The sequence below is a fragment of the Hansschlegelia sp. KR7-227 genome (assembly GCF_049446035.1).
Lineage (GTDB): Bacteria > Pseudomonadota > Alphaproteobacteria > Rhizobiales > Methylopilaceae > Methylopila.
Genome location: NZ_JBMSEA010000001.1, coordinates 67,081 through 87,407, shown reverse-complemented (window position 1 = coordinate 87,407; position 20,327 = coordinate 67,081). Strand labels below are relative to the sequence as shown.

Genomic DNA, 20,327 nt, shown 5'->3' with positions numbered 1-20,327 from the left:
GGCGTCGGCGCGGCGGCTCGCATGAGCGGGCCGCTCGAGGAGGGCGCTCCCTACCCGCTGGGCGCGACCTGGGACGGGCTCGGCGTGAACTTCGCGGTGTTCTCCGCCCACGCCGAGCAGATCGATCTCTGCCTGTTCGATCCCTCCGGGCGCCGCGAGATCGCGCGGATGCCGCTGCCGGAGAAGACCGACGAGGTGTTCCACGGCTATCTGCCGGGCGCGCGCGCCGGCCTGCTCTACGGCTTCCGCGCCCACGGACCCTACGATCCGCAGCACGGCCAGCGCTTCAACCCGAACAAGCTGCTGCTCGACCCTTACGCCAAGCAGATCTCGGGCGAGGTGCGCTGGTCGGACGCGCTCCACGGCTACCGCCTGCACTCGCCGCGCGGCGACCTCTCCTTCGACCGGCGCGACAGCGCTCCCGGGATGCCGAAAGGCGTGGTGGTCGACGACGCCTTCAACTGGGGCGACGACCGGCCGCCGAACGTGCCCTGGCCCAAAACGGTCATCTATGAGGCGCATCTGCGCGGGCTGACGATGCTGCGCGACGACATCCGCGCCCATGAGCGCGGCACCTTCGCGGCGCTGGCGAGCCCGCCGATGATCGCCCACTACAAGCGCCTCGGCGTCACCGCCGTGGAGCTCCTGCCAATCCACGCCTTCGTGCAGGACCGCGTGCTGGTCGAGAAGGGCTTGAGAAACTACTGGGGCTACAACACGCTCGGCTTCTTCGCGCCGGAGCCGCGCTACCTCTCCGACGGTTCGCTCAACGAGGTGAAGGTGGCGATCCGCAGGCTGCACGCGGCCGGGATCGAGGTCATTCTCGACGTCGTCTACAACCACACCGCCGAAGGCAGCGAAGAGGGCCCGACGCTCTCGTTCCGCGGCCTCGACAATGTCAGCTACTACCGCCTGCAGCAGAACGATTGGCGGCTGTGCGTCAACGACACGGGCACCGGCAACACGCTCAACCTGTCGCATCCGCGGGTGCTGCAGATGGTCATGGACTCCCTGCGCTACTGGGTCGAGGCCTATCACGTCGACGGCTTCCGCTTCGACCTCTCCGTCACGCTCGGGCGCGAGGCGGACGGCTTCGATCCCGGCTCCGGCTTCTTCGACGCGTTGCGGCAAGACCCGACGCTATCCCGGGTGAAACTGATCGCGGAGCCCTGGGACATCGGCCCGGGAGGCTACCAGCTCGGCCATCATCCGCCTGGATTCGCCGAGTGGAACGACAGGTTCCGCGACAGCATAAGGCGGTTCTGGCGGGGCGACGAAGGCCAGCGGCCGGAACTTGCCGCCCGTCTCGCCGGCTCGTCCGACCTGTTCGACCGGCGATCCCGCAAGCCCTGGGCGTCGGTGAACTACGCCGCATCCCACGACGGCTTCACGCTGGCCGACGTCACGGCCTATGTGCAGCGCCACAACCTCGCCAATGGCGAGGACAATCGCGACGGCCATGGCGAGAACTACACGTCGAACTGGGGCGTAGAGGGCCCCAGCGACGATCCGGCGATCATCGAGACCCGCCGTCGCGTCGCGCGCGCGCTCCTCGCCACGGTGTTCTTCGCGCAGGGGACGCCGATGCTGCTCGCCGGCGACGAGTTCGGCCGCACCCAGAACGGGAACAACAACGCCTACGCGCAGGACAACCACATCTCTTGGATCGACTGGAGTCTTGCGGCGACGGGCGAGGGAGCGGCGCTGACCGCCTTCGTCGCCCGGCTGATCGCGCTACGCGCGGCGCATCCCGTCCTGCGCTGCAAGCACTTCCTCCATGGCCGCGAGCAGCCGGCGCCGGGCGTGCTGGACATCGCATGGTTCGACGAACGCGGCCGGCCGATCAGCGCGTCCGCCTGGAACGACCCGGGCGAGCGGACGTTAACGCTGCGACGCGCCGCAAAGCGGGACGACGGCGCGGTCCCGATCCTGACGTTGATGCTCAATCCCACAGCCGAAGACCGCATGTTCAAGCTGCCGCCGCCGGCTCTGCCGACGCGGCTGCTGATCGACAGCGCCGACCCGGACGCCCCGGAACGGCCGATCGACGGCGACGTCGTTCGGATCGCGGCGCGCGGGGCTGCGCTGACGATGTCGCTTTATCCCGCGCCGCGCGCGCCTTCGCCTTCGCCCTCGCCATCGAACCTGTCAGGAGCCTGACCGCTTGACCGCATCCTTCGAACGCCGGCTGCCCTTCGGCGCGACGCTCGACCAGACCCGCGTCAGCTTCCGCTTCTGGGCGCCGGCTCATCCCGAGGTGCGGCTCGAGATCCGCGACCGCGATCCCGTCAAGATGGCGCGCGGCGCCGACGGCTGGTTCTCGGCGACCGTGGAGGCGGAGGCCGGAGCGCGCTATCGCTTCCATCTGCCGGACGGGCTCACGGTGCCCGACCCCGCCTCCCGCTTTCAGGACGGGGACATCCACGGCTGGAGCGTGCTGGTCGACCCGAAGGCCTATCAATGGCGGACGGCGGACTGGAAGGGGCGCCCCTGGCATGAGGCGGTCGTCTACGAGCTGCACGCCGGTTGCTTCGGCGGCTTCAAGGGCGTCATGCAGGCGCTGCCGCTGCTGGCCGAGCTCGGGATCACCGCGGTTGAACTGATGCCGATCGCCGATTTTCCCGGCGCCCGGAACTGGGGCTATGACGGCGTGCTGCCCTACGCCCCCGACGCCGCCTATGGCACGCCGGACGAGCTCAAGGCGCTGATCGACCGGGCGCACGAGCTCGGGCTGATGATGCTCCTCGACGTCGTCTACAACCACTTCGGGCCGGACGGAAACTACATCGGGGCCTATGCGCCGAAGGCCTTCCGCGACGATCTGGAGACGCCCTGGGGCGGCGCGATCGATTTCCGCCTGCCAGAGGTGCGGTCGTTCTTCGCCGAGAACGCGCTCTACTGGCTGATGGAGTACCGCTTCGACGGCCTGCGCTTCGACGCCGTGCACGCGATCTCCGAGCAGGACTTCATCGACGACATGGCCGCCCAGATCCGCGCCGCGGAGGAAGAGGGCTTCCAGCGCCATCTGATCCTCGAAAACGAGTTCAACGAGCAGAGCCACCTCGCCAAGGACGTCGACGCGCAGTGGAACGACGACTTCCACCACGTGTTTCACGTCGCTCTGACGAGCGAGAAGGAAGGCTATTACGAGGACTTCGCCGACGATCTCGCGGGCAAGCTCGCCCGCGCTCTCAGCGAGGGTTTCGTCTATCAGGGCGATCCGTCCCCGCATCAGGACGGCAAGCCGCGCGGCACCCCCTCGGCCCATCTCCCCCCGACCGCCTTCGTCAGCTTCATCCAGAACCACGACCAGATCGGCAACCGGGCCTTTGGCGACCGGCTGACGACGCTTGCGCCGCCCGAAGGCGTGGAGGCCGCGACCGCGGCGCTGCTGCTCTGCCCGCACATCCCGATGCTGTTCATGGGCGAGGAGGTCGCGAGCGAGACGCCGTTCCTGTTCTTCACCGACCACAATGACGAACTCGCGCAGGCGGTGCGCGACGGGCGGCGCAAGGAGTTCGCCAAATTCGCGGCCTTCGCCGGCGCGGAGATTCCAGACCCCAACGATCCCGCGACCTTCGACATGTCGATCCCCGAGCCGCATCCGACGCGCGCCGAGGGACGGACCGCGCTGATCCGCCGGCTGCTGGCCATCCGAGCGGCGGAGATCGCGCCCCGCATCCCGGGCGCGAGCTCCCTCGGCGCCGAGCCGGTCGGTCCCAAGGCCGCGATCGCGCGCTGGCGGATGGGCGACGGAGCGATGCTGACGCTCGCCGTCAATCTCGCGGAGCAGCCGACGCCTCTCGCAGACGCGCTTGCCGGGCCCGTTCTGTTCGAGACTACGCCCGGCGCGGCGGACGCCGCGCGCGCCGGAGAGCTTCCGGGCTTCACGGTCGTCGCGCTGATGGAGCGCGCCGCGTGAGCCACGACGAACTCGTCCGTGAGCTCGCGACCAAGGCGGGATTCGCCGTCGACTGGACCGATCAGTCCGGCGCGCGCCAGACGGTGACGCCGGAGACGCTGCGGCCGCTGCTCTCGGCGCTCGGCTTCCCATGCGACAGCGAGGACGCGGCGCGGGAGGCGTTGAAGAGCCTCGACGCGAGCGGCCGCACGACGGATCCGCTCGTGACGGCGACGGTGCGCACGCCGTTCGCCGTCGACGCCAAGCCGGGCGCCGCCGCGCGGCTGACGCGCGAGGACGGCGCGGCGTTCGATCTCACGATCGGCGAAGGCCATGACGGTCGCGGCCAGATGCGGCCGATCCTCGAACCCGGCTACCACCGTCTCGCCGTAGGAGACGCGGAGTTCACGGTGGCGGTCGCGCCGCAGCGCGGGCGCACGATCCTCGACGCCGGGCGCGGCCGAAGGATGTGGGGGCTCGCCGCCCAGGTCTACGGTCTCACCCGCCAAGGCGACGGAGGCGTCGGCGACATGGGAAGCGTCGCGCAGCTCGCCGAGGCGGTCGCGCGCGCCGGAGGCGACGCGCTCGCGCTGTCCCCTCTCCATGCCGGCTTTTCTGCCGACCCCCATCACTTCGGGCCTTATTCGCCCTCGAGCCGGCTGTTCCTGAACCCGCTCAACGCCGATCCCGACTTCCTGTTCGGAGAGGAGCGGGTGCTGGAGGCCATGAGGGTCGCAGGCGTGGCCGACGACCGGGCGCGGCTCGAGCGCGACGCGTTGATCGACTGGCCGGAAGCGGCGAAGGCGAAGCTCGTGACGCTGCGGCGGCTGTTCGACAGTTTCCGCGAGGTCGAGCTCGGAGAGGCCGAGCCCTGCCGTCTGGCGTCGGACTTCGCGGCCTTTCGCGACGAAGGCGGCCAGCTGCTCGAGGAGCACGCGCGCTTCGAGGCGCTGCACGCGGCCCGCTTCGGCGCCGACATGGGCCAGTGGGATTGGCGGAGCTGGCCCGAGCCGCTCCGCGACCCGAACGGGGCCGAGGTCGCCGCATTCGCCGCGAGCCACGCCGAAGAGGTCGATTTTCACGTCTTCCTGCAATGGATCGCGGACCGCTCCTTCGCCGCGGCCCAGTCGGTCGCGAAGCGCGCCGGCATGGAGATCGGCCTGATCTCCGACCTCGCGGTGGGCATGGACGCCGGCGGCAGCCACGCCTGGAGCCGGCAGGAGGACGTGCTGGTCGGCCTCTCCGTCGGCGCGCCGCCGGACCTGTTCAACGCCGAGGGCCAGGCGTGGGGGCTTGCGACCTTCTCGCCGATCGCCCTCAAGCGGCGCGGCTACGGCTCCTTCATCGCCACGCTGCGCGCCTGCATGAAGAACGCCGGCGGCGTGCGGATCGACCACGCGATGGGTCTGACGCGGCTGTGGCTGGTGCCGGAAGGCGGCAGCGCCAAGAACGGCGCCTATCTGAGCTTCCCCGCAGACGACATGCTGCGGCTGATCGCGCTCGAATCCGAACGCAACGCCTGCGTCGTCGTCGGCGAGGACCTGGGCACGGTGCCGGACGGGTTCCGCGAGCGCCTCGCCTCGGCCGGGATCGCCGGCATGCGCGTGCTGCAGTTCGAGCGCGACAAGGACCGCTTCTTCCCCCCTGAGTATTATGCGCCCGACGCGCTCGCCATGACGACCACCCACGACCTTCCGACCATGGCCGGCTGGTGGTCCGGCAGCGACATCGAACTGCGTGGCCGGATCGCCGGCGAGCAGTTCGGCGAGACCGCCGACGACGATCGCGCGCAGGAGCGCGTCGATCTCTGGGAGGCGTTCCGGCTGGCGAAGGTCGCTGAGGGCGATCCGCCGCCGCTGGACGACCCCGAGCCCGCCGTGAACGCCGCCGTGCGGTTTCTGAGCGCGACGCCCTCGAAGCTCGCGCTTCTGCCGCTCGAGGACGCGCTGGCGCTCGTCGAACAGCCGAACCTCCCGGGCACCGGCGACGACGTCCATCCGAACTGGCGGCGTCGCATGCCGCGCCCCGCGCATGAGATGATCGCGGAGCCGGCCGCCGCCGCCCGCCTTGCAAGCCTCGACAGGAGACGAAACGCGTGACGCAAGCGCCTGCGATCGCCGCCCCGCCGCGCGCCACGATGCGCCTGCAATTTCACAAGGACTTTCCGTTCGCCTCCGCGATTCCGCTCGTCCCCTATCTGAAGCGCCTCGGGATCAGCCATCTCTATTCCTCGCCGATCCTGACGGCGCGCGCGGGGTCCAACCACGGTTACGACGTCATCGACCCGACCACGGTGAATCCCGAGCTCGGCGGCGAGGAGGGATTCCGCGCGCTGGTCGCGACGCTCCGGGCGGAGGGGCTCGGCGTCGTGGTCGACATCGTGCCGAACCACATGGCGGTCGGCGGCGACGACAATGAATGGTGGCTCGACGTCCTGACCTACGGCCGGGGCAGCCGCTTCGCGCATTTCTTCGACATCGACTGGGAGCCGGCGGACCCCGCGCTTCACGGCAAGATCCTGCTGCCGACGCTCGGCATGAGCTATGGCGAGGCGCTGGCCTCTGGCGATCTCAAGCTCACCCGGGAAGGCAAGCGCGGCGGGCTCGCGCTGCGCTACGCCGACCATCTGTTTCCTCTCCGCCCCATGGACCGGCAGGCGATTGAGGAGGTCGGCGTCGACGCCTATGACGGGACGACGGAGGACGGTCGCGCCAGGCTCCACGAGCTGCTGGAGAAGCAGAACTGGCGGCTGGCGCACTGGATGGTCGCCGGCGACGAGATCAACTGGCGGCGCTTCTTCGACGTCAACGAGCTCGCGGGGCTCAGGATCGGCGACATCGCCGTGTTCGAGGCGACCCACGAGAAGCTGCTCGGTCTCTACGCCGAAGGGCTGATCGATGGGTTCCGCGTCGATCACATCGACGGTCTCGCCGACCCCGCGCTCTACGCCCGCCGGCTGCGCGAACATCTCGATCGCCTTCAGCCCGAACGCCCCGGAGGGCTTGCGACGCAGAAAGCTTATCTCGTCGTCGAAAAGATTCTGGGCCCCGGCGAAGAGCTCGCCGCCGATTGGGGCGTCGACGGCGCCAGCGGCTACGACTTCATGGACGATGTCAGCCAGCTTCTGCATGACGCTGACGGCGAAGAGAAACTTGGCGCTCTGTGGGCGGAGCTCAGCGGCCGCCCGGCGGATTTCCACGCCGAGGAGGAAATCGCGCGGCGGGAGATCCTGGACCGCTCCTTCTCCGCGCAGCTCGACCAGGCGACCACCGCGCTGCATGCGCTCGCCCGGCTCGACTACCACACGCGCGACACGCCGAAGGCCGCGATCCGGCGCGCTTTGACCGAGCTGCTCGCGCATTTCCCCGCCTACCGCACCTACGCGTCCGGAGGGAGCGGGCGCACCGACTCCGACAAGGCGCTGTTCAGCCGCGCGCTCGCCAAGGCGCGTCAATCGATCATGCCATCCGACGCCCCGGTGCTCGATCTGCTCGACGGCTGGCTCGGAGGCGAGGTCGGGCCGGCCGACCAGCAGGCCCTTCGCGATCGCGCGATCCAGCGCTTTCAGCAGCTCTCGGCCCCCGTCGCCGCCAAGGCGGTGGAGGACACCGCCTTCTACCGCCACGGCAAGCTGCTCTCGCGCACCGACGTCGGCTTCGACGTCGCGACCTTCGCGATCGACGTCGCGACCTTCCACAAGAAGACCGCGGCGCGCCAGGCGCGCTTCCCAAACGCGATGCTCACAACCGCGACCCACGACCACAAGCGCGGAGAGGACGTGCGCGCCCGGCTCGCGGTGCTGAGCGAAATCCCCGACGAGTGGGCGGCCGCCGTCCGGCGCTGGCGCGAAGCCGCGGCGCCGCTGCGCGCGGAGAACGCGCCATCTCCCGGCGACGAGGCGATCCTCTACCAGACGCTGGTCGGCGCGTGGCCGCTCGACCTGTCGCCGGACGATCTCGACGGCTGCAAGGCCTTCGCCGAGCGCGTCGCTGGCTGGCAGGAGAAGGCGCTGCGCGAGGCGAAGCTCGCGACCGACTGGAGCGCGCCGAACGAGCCCTACGAGGCCGCGGCTCGGACGCTTCTTATGACGCTTCTGACCGAGCCCGGGTCGGCGCTGCGGGCCGACGTCGCGGCCTTCGCCCGCCGCATCGGCGCCGCGGGGGCCGCGAACGGGCTCATCCAGACGCTTCTTCGCCTCACCGCTCCCGGCGTGCCGGACAGCTATCAGGGCACCGAGTTCTGGGACCAGTCGCTGGTCGACCCCGACAACCGGCGGCCCGTCGACTACGCCGCCAGGCAGGCCGCGCTTAAGGACGGCGAGACCGTGGCGGACGCGGCGTCGCATTGGCGCGACGGCGCCGTGAAGCAGGCGGTGATGGCGGCCGTTCTCGCCGAGCGCGCGAAGCGCCCCAGGCTGTTTGCGGAAGGCGCCTACACGCCGCTGGTCGCGGAAGGCCCGAACGCCTCCGACGTCGTGGCCTTCGCCCGCACGCTCGGCGACGAATCCGTCGTGATCGTCGCGCTCCGCAACGTCTCCGCGCGGCTGAACGACGGCGACAGCCTCTGGCTGCCGCCCACTCTGTTGCGCGACGACCACATCGCGCCGCCATCGAACCTCTCGGGACGACGCCTGATCGACCGGTTCTCCAAGCGCGCGATCGACCTCCAGGCCAAGACGCCCTTGGGAGAAGCGCTCGCGCTGCCGATCGCTTTCCTCGCCGACCCCGAGTAACCCTAAGTCGTCATGCGTATGTCATTTGCCGCAGTTCGTGGTCCAATGGCGGCGTCGGCGTCGTCGCGCCGGCGTGGACACGAGCCTTCGCTTCCCGGACGTGGGTGAAGCGGGGCGCGAAAGGCAACCGGTGGCGCCGCTTATGGACACGCTGAACCTCTCTTTGTCCCGACATGACGCGGACCTCATCGGACAGGCGCTCGACGTCTATGCGGCGACGCTGGTCTGCGCTCCGCTCGGTCTCGGCATCGACCTGATGATCGCCGCGCGCGCCTTGCGCGACAGGCTCGACGCCGTCGCGCTTCAGGAGGAGACGACGCGCGAGGCCGTCGAGTCTCCGAACGGCAAGGTGGTCCGCTTCGCCCGCGGCTGACGCCGCCACGGATCTCCGCCCGCTCCAATTGTTCCGGCGTCGCCAGGCGCCCCGCCTTGTCAAATGACGCTTGGGACGAAACAATCCCGCATCGCAGCAATCGCCATCGCGGCGGCGCCATGATTGATTGAGCGCGGTCGCGTGTCGACGAGGCCGCATAGGGAGACCGCGCGATGACCGAAGCCGCAGCAGCGACCGCCGAGCCTGCCCGCCGCCCTGTCCGGGCCGCGGCTCCCGCCGGCGCGCCAGAGGCTGGGGTGGACGCCGCGAAGCTTCAGAAGGAAATCCTCGCCGAACTGACCTATTCGGTCGGCCGCACGCCGGAGACCGCGAGCACCCGAGACTGGTTCGTCGCGACCGCGCTCGCCGTCCGCGACCGCATCGTCGATCGCTGGATCGCCGAGCACTCGGGGCCCATCCCCCAGAAGCGCGTCTACTATCTCTCGCTCGAATTCCTGATCGGGCGGATGCTGTTCGACGCGATGAACAATCTCGGCCTCATCGAGACCGCGCGCGAAGCCCTCGACGGTCTCGGCGTCGACATCGACGCGGTGCGGGAGGCGGAGCCCGACGCGGCGCTCGGCAATGGCGGACTGGGCCGCCTCGCCGCCTGCTTCATGGATTCCATGGCCTCGATCGGCGTGCCGGCCTACGGCTACGGCATCCGCTACGACCACGGCCTGTTCCGCCAGGGCATGCGCGACGGCTGGCAGCAGGAATATCCGGAGGACTGGCTGTCCTTCGGCAATCCCTGGGAGTTCGCGCATCCGGAAGTCGACTACCCCATCGGCTTCGGCGGGTTCGTCGAGCAGATCAACGAGGGCGGCAAGCCGAAGCAGATCTGGCGCCCGGCTGAGCGGGTCGAGGCGGTCGCGATCGACACGCCCGTGGTCGGCTGGCGCGGCCGCCACGTCAACACGCTCCGGCTCTGGTCGGCGCGGGCGCCGGACCCGATCAGCCTCGACGCCTTCAACCGCGGCGACTATGTCGGCGCGCTCGCCGACCGGGTGCGGATCGAGTCGATCTCGAAGGTGCTCTACCCGTCCGACGAGACGCCGGCCGGTCAGGAGCTGCGGCTGCGGCAGGAGTTCTTCTTCGCCTCCGCCTCGCTGCAGGACCTGCTGCGCCGGCACATCGAGGAGCGCGGCGACGTCCGCAGCCTGCCCGACCACGTCGCGATCCAGCTGAACGACACCCACCCCGCGATCGCCGTGCCCGAGCTGATGCGCCAACTGTTGGACATCCACGGGCTCGGCTGGGAGGAGAGCTGGGACATCACCGTCCGCACCTTCTCCTACACCAACCACACGCTGCTGCCAGAGGCGCTCGAAAGCTGGCCGGTGCCGCTGATGGAGCGGCTGCTGCCGCGCCACATGCAGATCATCTACCTCATCAACGCCTACGCGCTCGAAGCCGCGCGGGCGAAGAAGCCCTCCGACGACGCGCTGCTCGCCTCGATCTCGCTGATCGACGAGGGCAACGGCCGGCGCGTGCGCATGGGGCATCTCGCCTTCACCGGTTCGCACAAGGTCAACGGCGTGTCCGCGCTGCACACCGACCTCATGAAGCAGACGGTGTTCCGCGATCTGCACAGCCTGCATCCGGACCGCATCGTCAACAAGACCAACGGCATCACCTTCCGGCGCTGGCTCTCCCAGGCCAATCCGGAGATGACCAAGATCCTGATCGACGCGATCGGTCCGGAGCTCCTGGACGACCCCTTCCGCCTCGAGAAGCTCGTGCCGCTCGCCGACGACACCGCGCTGCATGAGCGCCTCGTCGCGGCGCGCCGGCGGAACAAGGAGACGCTCGCGAAGATCATCGCCGAGCGCAACGACGTCTGGGTCGATCCCGACGCGCTGTTCGACGTGCAGATCAAGCGCATCCACGAATACAAGCGCCAGCTGCTCAACCTGCTGGAGACGGTGGCGATCTACAACGCGATGCGCGCCCAGCCGATGCGGCCCTGGATGCCCCGCGTCAAGATCTTCGCCGGCAAGGCGGCTGCGAGCTACCGGCAGGCGAAGCTGACCATCAAGCTCGCGAACGACATCGCGCGGGTGGTCAACTCCGACCCGACGGTGCGCGGCCTGCTCAAGGTCGCCTTCCTGCCGAACTACAACGTCTCGCTCGCCGAGCGGATCATCCCGGCCGCCGACCTGTCCGAGCAGATCTCGACCGCCGGCATGGAGGCGTCGGGCACGGGCAACATGAAGCTCGCGCTGAACGGCGCGCTGACGATCGGCACGCTCGACGGCGCCAATGTCGAGATCAAGGAGCATGTCGGCGACGACAACATCTTCATCTTCGGCCTGACGGCGCAGGAGGTCGAGGCCCGCAAGCGCCGCGGCTTCGACGCGCGCGCGGCCGTCGAAAGCTCGGCCATGCTGCGCGAGGTCCTCGATTCGATCCGCTCAGGCGTGTTTTCGCCCGACGAGCCAGGCCGCTACCGCGACTTCGTCGAGGGGCTTCTCAACAACGACACCTTCCTGGTGACGGCCGATTTCGACGCCTATTTCGCGGCGCAGCGGCGCGTCTACAAGCTGTGGCGGGATCGCGCCGCCTGGATGCGCGCCTCCGTGCTCAACACGGCGAATGTCGGCTGGTTCTCGTCCGACCGGACCATAGGTGAGTACGCCAAAGACATCTGGAACGTGACGCCGGCGGAGGGCTGATATCTTCTCGCAGGGGGCGCGGAACCAGATTCGCGCAGCGCCCGAGGAGACGCATCCATGCCCCCGAAACCCACGCTCGGCCCGCCCTACGCCCGCAGCGCGATGGCGTTCGTGCTCGCGGGCGGGCGCGGCTCCCGTCTGATGGAGCTGACCGACCGGCGCGCCAAGCCCGCAGTCCATTTCGGCGGAAAGGCCCGGATCATCGACTTCGCGCTGTCGAACGCGATGAATTCCGGCATCAGGCGGATCGGCGTCGCGACCCAGTACAAGGCCCACAGCCTGATCCGGCACCTGCAGCGCGGCTGGAATTTCTTCCGCACCGAGCGCAAGGAGAGCTTCGACATCCTCCCCGCGAGCCAGCGCGTGTCGGAGGACGCCTGGTATCTCGGCACGGCGGACGCCGTCTATCAGAACATCGACATCGTCGAGGACTACGCGCCCCGCTACATGGTCATTCTCGCGGGCGACCACGTCTACAAGATGGACTACGAGCAGATGCTCGCCCAGCACGTCGAGAGCGGCGCCGACGTCACCGTCGGCTGCCTCGAGGTCGCGCGCAAGGAGGCCTCGGCCTTCGGCGTGATGCATGTCGACGCGAACGACCGGATCGTCGCCTTCCTGGAGAAGCCGGCCGATCCCCCGGCGATGCCCGGCCGGCCCGACCTGGCGCTGGCCTCGATGGGGATCTACGTCTTCGACACGCCGTTCCTGTTCGACCTGCTGCGCAAGGACGCCGCCGACCCGAACTCGTCGCGCGACTTCGGCCGCGACATCATCCCGGCGATCGTGACGGGCGGCAAAGCGGTCGCCCACCACTTCTCGCGCTCCTGCGTGCGGTCGAAGACCGAGGAGGAGCCCTATTGGCGCGACGTGGGCACGGTCGACGCCTATTTCGAGGCCAATATCGACCTCACCGACTTCGTGCCGGCGCTCGATCTCTACGACAAGGACTGGCCGATCTGGTCGTTCTCCGAGATCACGCCTCCGGCGAAGTTCATCCATGACCGCGACGATCGCCGCGGCCGCGCGATCTCATCGCTCGTCTCCGGCGGCTGCATCGTCTCGGGCGCCGCAGTGAAGGAAGCGCTGCTGTTCACCGGCGTGCGGGTCAACTCCTACTCCGACGTCGAACGCGCCGTGATCCTGCCCGACGCCGACATCGGCCGCTCCGTGCGGCTGAAGAACGTGGTGATCGACAGCCGCGTGAAGATCCCGGAAGGGCTCGTCGTGGGCGAGGACCCCGTCCTTGACGCGCAACGCTTCCGGCGGACCGACAAGGGCGTCTGCCTGATCACCCAGGCGATGATCGATCGGCTGTGAAGGTCGAGAGTCGCCCTCCCAAGGCCGGGCTCGTGCGACGCCGGCCGGAGCGTTAAGAACGGGACGCGGCCGACCGTGGCCGCGCTCGAACCGCTGTCGCGCCCCATGCCCCTCCCCGTCCTCGCCGTCGCCTCCGAATGCTATCCGCTGATCAAGACCGGCGGCCTCGCCGACGTGGTCGGGGCGCTGCCGCGCGCGCTGGCGGCGCATGACGTCGCCGTGACCACGCTGCTGCCGGGCTATCCGCAGGTCATGGCGCAGGCCGGCGCCGGCGAAACGGTCGCGCGGTTCGACGAGCTGTTCGGCGGCCCGGCGACGGTGGTCGCCGCCGAAGCGCACGGGCTCGACCTCCTCATCCTGGACGCGCCGCATCTCTACGACCGTCCGGGCAACCCTTATGTCGGTCCGGACGGCAAGGACTGGCCGGACAACGCGTTCCGGTTCGCGGCTCTCGGCAAGGTCGCGGCGGAGATCGCGCGCGGCGCGGCGGGACTTCCGACGCCTCAAATCGTGCATATGCACGATTGGCAGGCAGGTCTCGCCGCCGCCTATCTCGCTTTCGGTCCCGAACCGCGGCCGAAGACCGTCGCCACCATCCACAACATCGCGTTCCAGGGCTGGTTTCCGCCCTCCCTCGCGGCGCAGCTCGGGCTCCCGGACGCGGCCATGACCATCGACGGCGTCGAATATTACGGCGGCGTCGGCTACCTCAAATCGGCGCTCTATTTCGCCGACCGGATCACCACGGTGTCGCCGACCTACGCCTGCGAGATCCTCGAGCCGGACGGCGGAATCGGCCTCGACGGTCTGCTGAGCGGCCGGGCGGCCACGGTCTCGGGGATCCTCAACGGGATCGACGTCGATGTCTGGAATCCCGCGACCGATCCACGGTTGCCCGCGCGCTACCAGGCGGGGGACCTGGCCGGCCGCAGCGCCTGCAAGCGCGCCCTCAGGGAGCGCTTCGGCCTCGATCCGACCGCCGACCGGCTGACCTTCGGCGTCGTCAGCCGGCTGTCGAGCCAGAAGGGGCTGGACCTGCTCGCCGAGGTCATGCCGACGCTGCTGGGGCTCGACGCGGATCTTGCGCTGATCGGCGCGGGCGAACTCTGGCTCGAGAGCCGCTTCCGCGCGCTCGCGCTCGAAAAGCCCGGCCGCGTGGGCTGCGTCATCGGCTATGACGAGGACCTCGCGCATCTCCTGCAGGCCGGCGCCGACGCGATCCTCGTGCCCTCCCGCTTCGAGCCCTGCGGGCTGACGCAGCTCTGCGCGCTGCGCTACGGCGCCGTGCCCGTGGTCGCCCGTGTGGGCGGCCTCGCCGACACGGTGATCGACGCCAACCCGATGGCGCTCGCGGCCGGATGCGCGACCGGCGTTCAGTTCTCGCCCGTGGCCGCGCCCGCGCTCGAAGCGGCGCTGCGCCGGGCGGCGGCGCTCTATGCCGACAAGACCGCCTGGGCCGCGCTGCAGCGCAACGGCATGGCGACCGACGTGTCGTGGGAAGCCTCGGCCGGGGTTTACGCCGGGCTGTACCGCCAGCTTGCCGGAAACTGAGCGTCAGGTCCGCCAGCGGCAGGAGTAGCGCGCGCGATACCATCCCGGCTCCGACAGCGCGTCGCCCGCGCTGCTCTGGACGCACGCCGTCATGGCGCCGGGATGCCGTTCCCGGCTGATCCGGCAGGAGGACGGCTCGGCCTGAAGGCACAGCGCCACCACGATTTCGATCATGCCCATGCGATGCTCCGATCCGTTGGCCCCGGATGGGGATTGCCACGCAATGCCCATGCCGGCGGGACGCCCCCTGAAGCATAGCGGCCCGCGCATTCTGGAATGGCTCCAATCCGCCGGGCCGAAGGCGACGCGCCACGCGCTTTCGCATTCCGGCGCGGCGCGATAGAACCCCGCGGACCCCAACGCGATCCTCCCTGACGCCATGCTCCCGCCCGTCGACCTCAACCTGTCCGGCCCGCCCTCCGCCACGCGCGTCGTGGTGGCCATGTCGGGCGGCGTGGATTCCTCGGTCGTCGCCGGGCTGCTCGCCCGCGCCGGCTACGACGTCGTCGGCGTCACGCTCCAGCTCTACGACCACGGGGCCGCGACGGCGCGGAAGGGCGCCTGCTGCGCCGGCCGCGACATCCACGACGCGCGCGACGTCGCCGACCGGCTGGGGATTCCGCATTACGTGCTCGACTACGAGGCGCGCTTCCGGAAGGCGGTGATCGAGCCCTTCGCCGACGCCTATCTTAAGGGTGAGACGCCGATCCCTTGCGTCGCCTGCAACCAGACGGTCAAGTTCCTCGACCTGCTCGACATGGCGAAGGATCTGGGCGCCGCGGCGCTCGCGACCGGGCATTACGTCGCCTCGCGGGCGCTTCCTGGCGGCGGTCGCGGCCTCTACCGCGCCGCGGATCCCGAGCGCGACCAGAGCTATTTCCTCTACGGCACGACGCCCGAGCAGCTCGCCATGCTGCGCTTCCCGCTCGGCGACCTCACGAAGCCCGAGGTGCGCGACCTCGCCCGCGAGCTCGGCCTCGCGGTGGCGGACAAGGCCGACAGCCAGGACATCTGCTTCGTCCCCAACGGCTCCTACGCCCAGTTGATCGAAAAGCTGAAGCCCGGCGCCGCCGAGCCCGGCCCGATCGTCGATCTCTCCGGCCGCGAGCTCGGCCGCCATGAGGGCGTGCTCCGCTACACGGTCGGCCAGCGCAAGGGACTGGGAATCGCCGCCGGCGAGCCGCTCTACGTCGTGCGCATCGACGCCGCGGCGAAGACCGTGGTGGTCGGCCCGCGGGAGGCGCTCGCCGTGCGACGGGTCGCCTTGCGCGACCTCAACTGGCTGGGCGACGCCGCGCTGTCCGATCTGCCGGCGGACGGGCTGCCCCTCCTGGCCAAGGTGCGCTCGACGCGTCCCCCGGCGCCCGCGCGGCTGTTCGCGGGGGAGGACGGCGCGGCCGAGGTCGAGCTGGTGGACGGCGAGATGGGCGTCGCGCCAGGCCAGGCCTGCGCGCTCTACGACGAGGCCGGCGAGCGCGTGCTCGGCGGCGGGATCATCCGGGCGTCCTCGGGCGTTTCAGCGCCGGCGAGGCGCATCAGCGAGGCGGCGGCGTGAGCGTTCAGTACGATCTGGAAGGCCAGAAGCGCGCCTATGAGAAATGGGCGCCGATCTACGACAAGGTCTATGTCCGGTTCCTGGCCGACGGCCAGCGCAAGGCGGCGGCGGCGGCCGCGGCCTGCGGGCCGGACATCCTCGAGGTCGGCGTCGGCACCGGGCTGGTGCTGCGCTACTACCCCAAGGGCTCGCGCGTGGTGGGCGTCGACCTGTCCGAGCACATGCTGGCCAAGGCGCGCGAGAAGGTGATCGACCAGGGCCTGACCCAGGTGCGCGGCCTCTGCGCGATGGACGCCTGCCGGCTCGGCCTGCCCGACGCCTCGTTCGACGCCGTCACCGTTCCGTTCGTGATCACGCTGGTGCCGGACCCCGAAGGCGCGCTCGACGAGATGCGCCGCGTTCTGAAGCCCGGCGGCGAAATCGTGATCGCCTCCAAGATGGGCGCGGGCGGGGGCGCGATGGCGGCGGTCGAGGCCGCGGTCGCGCCGCTGGTCGCCAAGATGGGCTGGTCGAGCGACTTCAAGGTCAGTCGTCTGAGCGCCTGGGCCGCCAAGGCCGGCGACATGGCCGTGATCGACGTCGCCCCGGTGTTTCCCGCCGGGTTCTTCAAGATCGTCCGGATCAAGAAGGCGGGCTGAGCTCGCGTCGTCCTTTCCCCGCCCGCGGGCCTCGCATGCGCGGCCCGGGAGGACGATATGTCGTCGGCCCCCGCCGGAACCGACCGGCGCGCTCCGACGTAAAGCCCACATGCCCCCAGACGACATCGAACGAAACCGCTTCTCCGCCCGCGCGGCCCGCTACGCCCGCGTCGGCGTCAATGTCGGCGGGGTCGCCGCGCGGATCGCGCAGGCGCAACTGCTCGGCCGCGCGGCCGGACGCGCCGATCGCGCCGCCGACCTGAGGGCTGCGCTCGGCGGGCTGAAAGGCCCGGTCATGAAGGTCGCGCAGCTGCTCGCGACGATCCCCGACGCGCTGCCGCCGGAATACGCCGAGGAGCTGGCGCAGCTTCAGTCCGACGCCCCAGCGATGGGCTACGGCTTCGTCCGCCGGCGGATGGCTGCGGAGCTCGGGCCGGACTGGATGGCGAGGTTCGGCTCGTTCGAGAAAGAGCCGGCGGCGGCGGCCTCGCTCGGCCAGGTGCACCGCGCGACGGCGCTCGATGGCGCACCGCTCGCGGTCAAGCTGCAATACCCGGACATGGCGTCGGCGGTCGAGGCGGACCTTGGCCAGCTGCGCTTCCTGTTCGACATCCGCCGGCGGTTCGACGCCTCGATCGACACCAGCCAGATCGTCGAGGAGATCGGGGCGCGCATCCGCGAGGAGCTCGACTACCGCCGCGAAGCCAAGCACGCGGCGCTCTACGCGCGGATGCTCGGCCAGACGCCGGAGGTCCGCGTGCCGGGCGTCTGGCCCGATCTCTCGACCGGCCGGCTGCTGACGCTCGACTGGCTCGAAGGCGTCAAGCTGCTCGCCTATAAGGAGGCGCCGCTCGCGGTCCGCAACCGGATCGCGGTCGCCATGTTCAAGGCGTGGTGGGGGCCGTTCTCAAGCCATGGCGTCATTCACGGCGATCCGCATCTCGGCAACTACGCCGCCTTTTCGGAAGACGGAGAGCCACAGGGCATCAACCTGCTCGACTATGGCTGCATCCGGGTGTTTCCGGCGAGCTTCGTCGGCGGCGTGGTCGATCTCTACGAAGGGCTGCGCGACGGCGACGAGTCGCGCGTGGTCCACGCCTATGAGGTCTGGGGCTTCAAGGGACTGAAGCGCGAGCTGATCGACGTGCTCAACATCTGGGCGCGCTTCATCTACGGGCCCTTGCTGGACGACCGCGTTCGCACCATCGCCGACGGCGTCTCGCCCGGCGAATATGGCCGACGCCAAGCGTTCCAGGTGGCGCAGGAGCTGAAGCGCAAAGGCCCCATCACGGTGCCGCGCGAATTCGTCTTCATGGACCGGGCCGCGATCGGGCTCGGCGGCGTGTTCCTGCACCTCGCGGCGGAGCTGAACTTCGCGCAGCTGTTCCGGGACACGATGGCGGATTTCTCGGTTTCGGCGGTGGCCGCGCGCCAGCGGGAAGCGCTTCTCGCGGTCGGCCTCGAGCCGCTCGGCGGCGATCCCGGATCCAGGGGGTAATCGCCTCAATTTTCAGATGATGGAACGCCTCTGTGAATCTGGCATGCCAGACCTTTGGGGGAATTGCCGGGACTGATTCTTTCGGCTACATGGCGAAGGAAGACGCCCACAAGACGCCACTCCGAGGGAACGCCAGAATGGCCGAGCACGTCCACGAATACGCCACCGCGACCGGCAACGACTACGCCGAGCACGAGCGCACTTATGCGATGGTCATGAAGCTCTCGAAGGTCGCGACCGCGGTGCTCGTCGTGATCATGATTTCGCTCGCGATCGGCGGCGTTGCCGGTTCCTGGGGATTGTGCGGACTCGGCATCGTGCTCGCGCTCGTCACCGGCGTCATCGGCGCCATGAGCGAGAAGGGCACGATCGTTCCGGTGATCATCGCGGGCGTCGTCGTGACCGGCCTCTGGGCCGTGCTCGGCTGAGCTGATGCGGATCGCCGTCGCGAAAGAGGTTTTCCCGGGTGAGACGCGCGTCGCGCTCACGCCGGACGTCATCAAGAAGCTGATCGGCCTCGGGGCCGACGTGGCGATCGAATCCGGCGCCGGGCTGACCGCGGGCGTGACCGACGCCGCCTATTCCGAAGCCGGCGCGAAGGTCGCCGGCTCCCGCGCCGACGCCCTGAACGGCGCCGACGTGCTGCTGACGGTGCGCCGGCCGGCGCCGGACGCGCTTCAGGGGCTGAAGCCCGGCGCGCTCGTGATCGGCGTCATGGATCCTTACGGCAAGGCCGCCGAGATCGAGGCCTTGGCGAAGACCGGCGTCACGGCCTTCGCCATGGAGCTGATGCCGCGCATCACGCGCGCGCAGGTGATGGACGTGCTGTCGTCACAGGCGAACCTCGCGGGCTACCGCGCGGTGATCGACGCCGCCGCGGAATATGGCCGCGCGCTGCCGATGATGATGACCGCCGCCGGCACCGTGCCGGCCGCCCGCGCCTTCGTCATGGGCGCCGGCGTCGCCGGCCTTCAGGCGATCGCGACCGCCCGCAGGCTCGGCGCCGTGGTCACCGCGACCGACGTTCGCCCCGCGGCGAAGGAGCAGGTCGAAAGCCTCGGCGCGAAGTTCATCGCGGTCGAGGACGAGGAGTTCAAGCAGGCCGAGACGGCGGCGGGGTACGCCAAGGCGATGTCGGCCGAGTATCAGGCCAAGCAGGCCGAACTCACCGCAAGTCACATCGCCAAGCAGGACATCGTCATCACGACGGCGCTGATCCCCGGACGCCCCGCTCCGCGGCTGGTGACGACGGCGATGGTGAAGTCGATGAAGCCGGGTTCGGTGGTCATCGACCTCGCGGTCGAGCGCGGCGGCAATGTCGAAGGCGCGAAGCCCGACGAGGTCGTCGACGTCGATGGCGTCAAGATCGTCGGCTACGTTAACTGGGCCGGGCGTCTCGCCGCCTCGACCTCCGCGCTCTACGCCAAGAACCTCTCGGCGTTTCTCGAGACGCTGTTCGACAAGGAGACCAAGCAGCTCGCCGTCAAATGGGACGACGAGCTGGTCAAGGCGACCGCGCTCACGCGCGACGGCGCCGTGATCCACCCGGTCGCCAAATCGCCCGACGCGCCGAAGCCGGCGGCTCCCTCGCCTGACGCCGACACGCCGTCCGACACACCGCCTCCGCAGGAAGCCAGCTGATGGCCGAGCTGACCCCCGACCAGGCGCTCGAACGCGCCCGCGCCGCCGCCGACGCCGCACGCGCGTCCGCTGAAGCGGCGCAGTCCTACGTCGACCAGATCGCCGACGCCGCCGGGATGGCGGCGCACGGCGCGACGGGCGGCGTGATCGACCCCTTCGTGTTCCGCCTCGCGATCTTCGTGCTGGCGGTGTTCGTCGGCTATTACGTGGTGTGGAGCGTGACGCCCGCGCTGCACACGCCGCTGATGGCGGTGACCAACGCGATCTCCTCGGTGATCGTGGTCGGCGCGCTGCTCGCGGTCGGCGTCGAGCTCGCCGGCCATCCCGGCGCCGGCTGGGCGCGGGCCTTCGGCTTCGTCGCTCTGATCCTCGCCTCGATCAACATCTTCGGCGGCTTCCTCGTCACCCAGCGCATGCTCGGCATGTACAAGAAGAAGGGCTGA

General features: G+C 69.8%; 15 protein-coding genes. 14 read left to right on the top strand and 1 reads right to left on the bottom strand.

Going from position 1 to position 20,327, the window contains the following annotated elements; genetic code table 11:
* Positions 1–21: 21 nt before the first annotated feature.
* The 8 genes from glgX to glgA all read left to right on the top strand — a co-directional run bounded on the left by glgX (position 22) and on the right by glgA (position 14,552).
* Entirely contained in the window at positions 22–2,160 is a 2,139-nt protein-coding gene (glgX, locus tag ACO2RJ_RS00385) for a glycogen debranching protein GlgX (RefSeq protein ID WP_423266028.1), read from the top strand.
* A 4-nt stretch (positions 2,161–2,164) separates the two neighbouring features.
* A complete protein-coding gene (gene treZ, locus ACO2RJ_RS00380; protein ID WP_423266027.1) occupies positions 2,165–3,922 on the top strand; it encodes a malto-oligosyltrehalose trehalohydrolase in 1,758 nt (585 codons plus the stop codon).
* The gene (malQ, locus tag ACO2RJ_RS00375; RefSeq protein WP_423266026.1) at positions 3,919–6,000 is read left to right on the top strand and encodes a 4-alpha-glucanotransferase; all 2,082 of its coding nucleotides are present in this window, start codon (positions 3,919–3,921) and stop codon (positions 5,998–6,000) included. The genes treZ and malQ overlap by 4 nt, the downstream gene beginning before the upstream one ends.
* Positions 5,997–8,633 (top strand): malto-oligosyltrehalose synthase, encoded by a 2,637-nt coding sequence (gene treY, locus ACO2RJ_RS00370; protein WP_423266025.1) that lies wholly within the window; start codon positions 5,997–5,999, stop codon positions 8,631–8,633. Before malQ ends, treY begins: the two co-directional genes overlap by 4 nt.
* Positions 8,634–8,775: 142 nt before the next feature.
* On the top strand, positions 8,776–9,006 hold the full coding sequence (locus ACO2RJ_RS00365; RefSeq protein WP_423266024.1) for a hypothetical protein: 231 nt from the start codon (positions 8,776–8,778) through the stop codon (positions 9,004–9,006).
* A gap of 173 nt (positions 9,007–9,179) precedes the next feature.
* Positions 9,180–11,681, top strand: a complete 2,502-nt coding sequence (locus ACO2RJ_RS00360; RefSeq protein ID WP_423266023.1) for a glycogen/starch/alpha-glucan phosphorylase — start codon at positions 9,180–9,182, stop codon at positions 11,679–11,681.
* Between the two features lie 57 nt (positions 11,682–11,738).
* On the top strand, positions 11,739–13,001 hold the full coding sequence (gene glgC, locus ACO2RJ_RS00355) for a glucose-1-phosphate adenylyltransferase (RefSeq protein ID WP_423266022.1): 1,263 nt from the start codon (positions 11,739–11,741) through the stop codon (positions 12,999–13,001).
* A 105-nt stretch (positions 13,002–13,106) separates the two neighbouring features.
* On the top strand, positions 13,107–14,552 hold the full coding sequence (gene glgA / locus ACO2RJ_RS00350) for a glycogen synthase GlgA (RefSeq protein ID WP_423266021.1): 1,446 nt from the start codon (positions 13,107–13,109) through the stop codon (positions 14,550–14,552).
* A 3-nt stretch (positions 14,553–14,555) separates the two neighbouring features.
* Here the strand turns inward: glgA and ACO2RJ_RS00345 are convergent, their stop codons facing one another.
* Positions 14,556–14,732 carry a hypothetical protein gene (locus tag ACO2RJ_RS00345; RefSeq protein WP_423266020.1) on the bottom strand — a complete coding sequence of 59 codons (177 nt, stop codon included), beginning with the start codon at positions 14,730–14,732 and terminating at the stop codon, positions 14,556–14,558.
* 199 nt (positions 14,733–14,931) lie between these two features.
* Between ACO2RJ_RS00345 and mnmA the strand changes: the two genes are divergently transcribed.
* The 6 genes from mnmA (at position 14,932) to ACO2RJ_RS00315 (ending at position 20,327) form a co-directional block, all read left to right on the top strand.
* Positions 14,932–16,107, top strand: coding sequence for a tRNA 2-thiouridine(34) synthase MnmA (mnmA, locus tag ACO2RJ_RS00340; protein WP_423266019.1), 1,176 nt, complete (start codon positions 14,932–14,934; stop codon positions 16,105–16,107).
* Positions 16,104–16,745: a class I SAM-dependent methyltransferase gene (locus ACO2RJ_RS00335; RefSeq protein WP_423266018.1), complete on the top strand. Its 642-nt coding sequence runs from the start codon at positions 16,104–16,106 to the stop codon at positions 16,743–16,745. The genes mnmA and ACO2RJ_RS00335 overlap by 4 nt, the downstream gene beginning before the upstream one ends.
* A gap of 109 nt (positions 16,746–16,854) precedes the next feature.
* Positions 16,855–18,243 carry an ABC1 kinase family protein gene (locus ACO2RJ_RS00330; protein ID WP_423266017.1) on the top strand — a complete coding sequence of 463 codons (1,389 nt, stop codon included), beginning with the start codon at positions 16,855–16,857 and terminating at the stop codon, positions 18,241–18,243.
* A gap of 137 nt (positions 18,244–18,380) precedes the next feature.
* The gene (locus ACO2RJ_RS00325) at positions 18,381–18,671 is read left to right on the top strand and encodes an aa3-type cytochrome c oxidase subunit IV (RefSeq protein ID WP_423266016.1); all 291 of its coding nucleotides are present in this window, start codon (positions 18,381–18,383) and stop codon (positions 18,669–18,671) included.
* A gap of 4 nt (positions 18,672–18,675) precedes the next feature.
* A complete protein-coding gene (locus tag ACO2RJ_RS00320; RefSeq protein WP_423266015.1) occupies positions 18,676–19,884 on the top strand; it encodes a Re/Si-specific NAD(P)(+) transhydrogenase subunit alpha in 1,209 nt (402 codons plus the stop codon).
* Positions 19,884–20,327, top strand: a complete 444-nt coding sequence (locus ACO2RJ_RS00315; RefSeq protein WP_423266014.1) for a proton-translocating transhydrogenase family protein — start codon at positions 19,884–19,886, stop codon at positions 20,325–20,327. The genes ACO2RJ_RS00320 and ACO2RJ_RS00315 overlap by 1 nt, the downstream gene beginning before the upstream one ends.

Bases quoted from the DNA above. Each gene is read 5' to 3' on its own strand.
- mnmA (WP_423266019.1), top strand. From the start codon at position 14,932: ATGCTCCCGCCCGTCGACCTCAACCTGTCCGGCCCGCCCTCCGCCACG.
- ACO2RJ_RS00345 (WP_423266020.1), bottom strand. From the start codon at position 14,732: ATGGGCATGATCGAAATCGTGGTGGCGCTGTGCCTTCAGGCCGAGCCG.
- ACO2RJ_RS00330 (WP_423266017.1), top strand. From the start codon at position 16,855: ATGCCCCCAGACGACATCGAACGAAACCGCTTCTCCGCCCGCGCGGCC.
- ACO2RJ_RS00325 (WP_423266016.1), top strand. From the start codon at position 18,381: ATGGCCGAGCACGTCCACGAATACGCCACCGCGACCGGCAACGACTAC.
- ACO2RJ_RS00365 (WP_423266024.1), top strand. From the start codon at position 8,776: ATGGACACGCTGAACCTCTCTTTGTCCCGACATGACGCGGACCTCATC.
- ACO2RJ_RS00320 (WP_423266015.1), top strand. From the start codon at position 18,676: ATGCGGATCGCCGTCGCGAAAGAGGTTTTCCCGGGTGAGACGCGCGTC.
- glgA (WP_423266021.1), top strand. From the start codon at position 13,107: ATGCCCCTCCCCGTCCTCGCCGTCGCCTCCGAATGCTATCCGCTGATC.
- glgC (WP_423266022.1), top strand. From the start codon at position 11,739: ATGCCCCCGAAACCCACGCTCGGCCCGCCCTACGCCCGCAGCGCGATG.
- ACO2RJ_RS00360 (WP_423266023.1), top strand. From the start codon at position 9,180: ATGACCGAAGCCGCAGCAGCGACCGCCGAGCCTGCCCGCCGCCCTGTC.
- ACO2RJ_RS00315 (WP_423266014.1), top strand. From the start codon at position 19,884: ATGGCCGAGCTGACCCCCGACCAGGCGCTCGAACGCGCCCGCGCCGCC.
- glgX (WP_423266028.1), top strand. From the start codon at position 22: ATGAGCGGGCCGCTCGAGGAGGGCGCTCCCTACCCGCTGGGCGCGACC.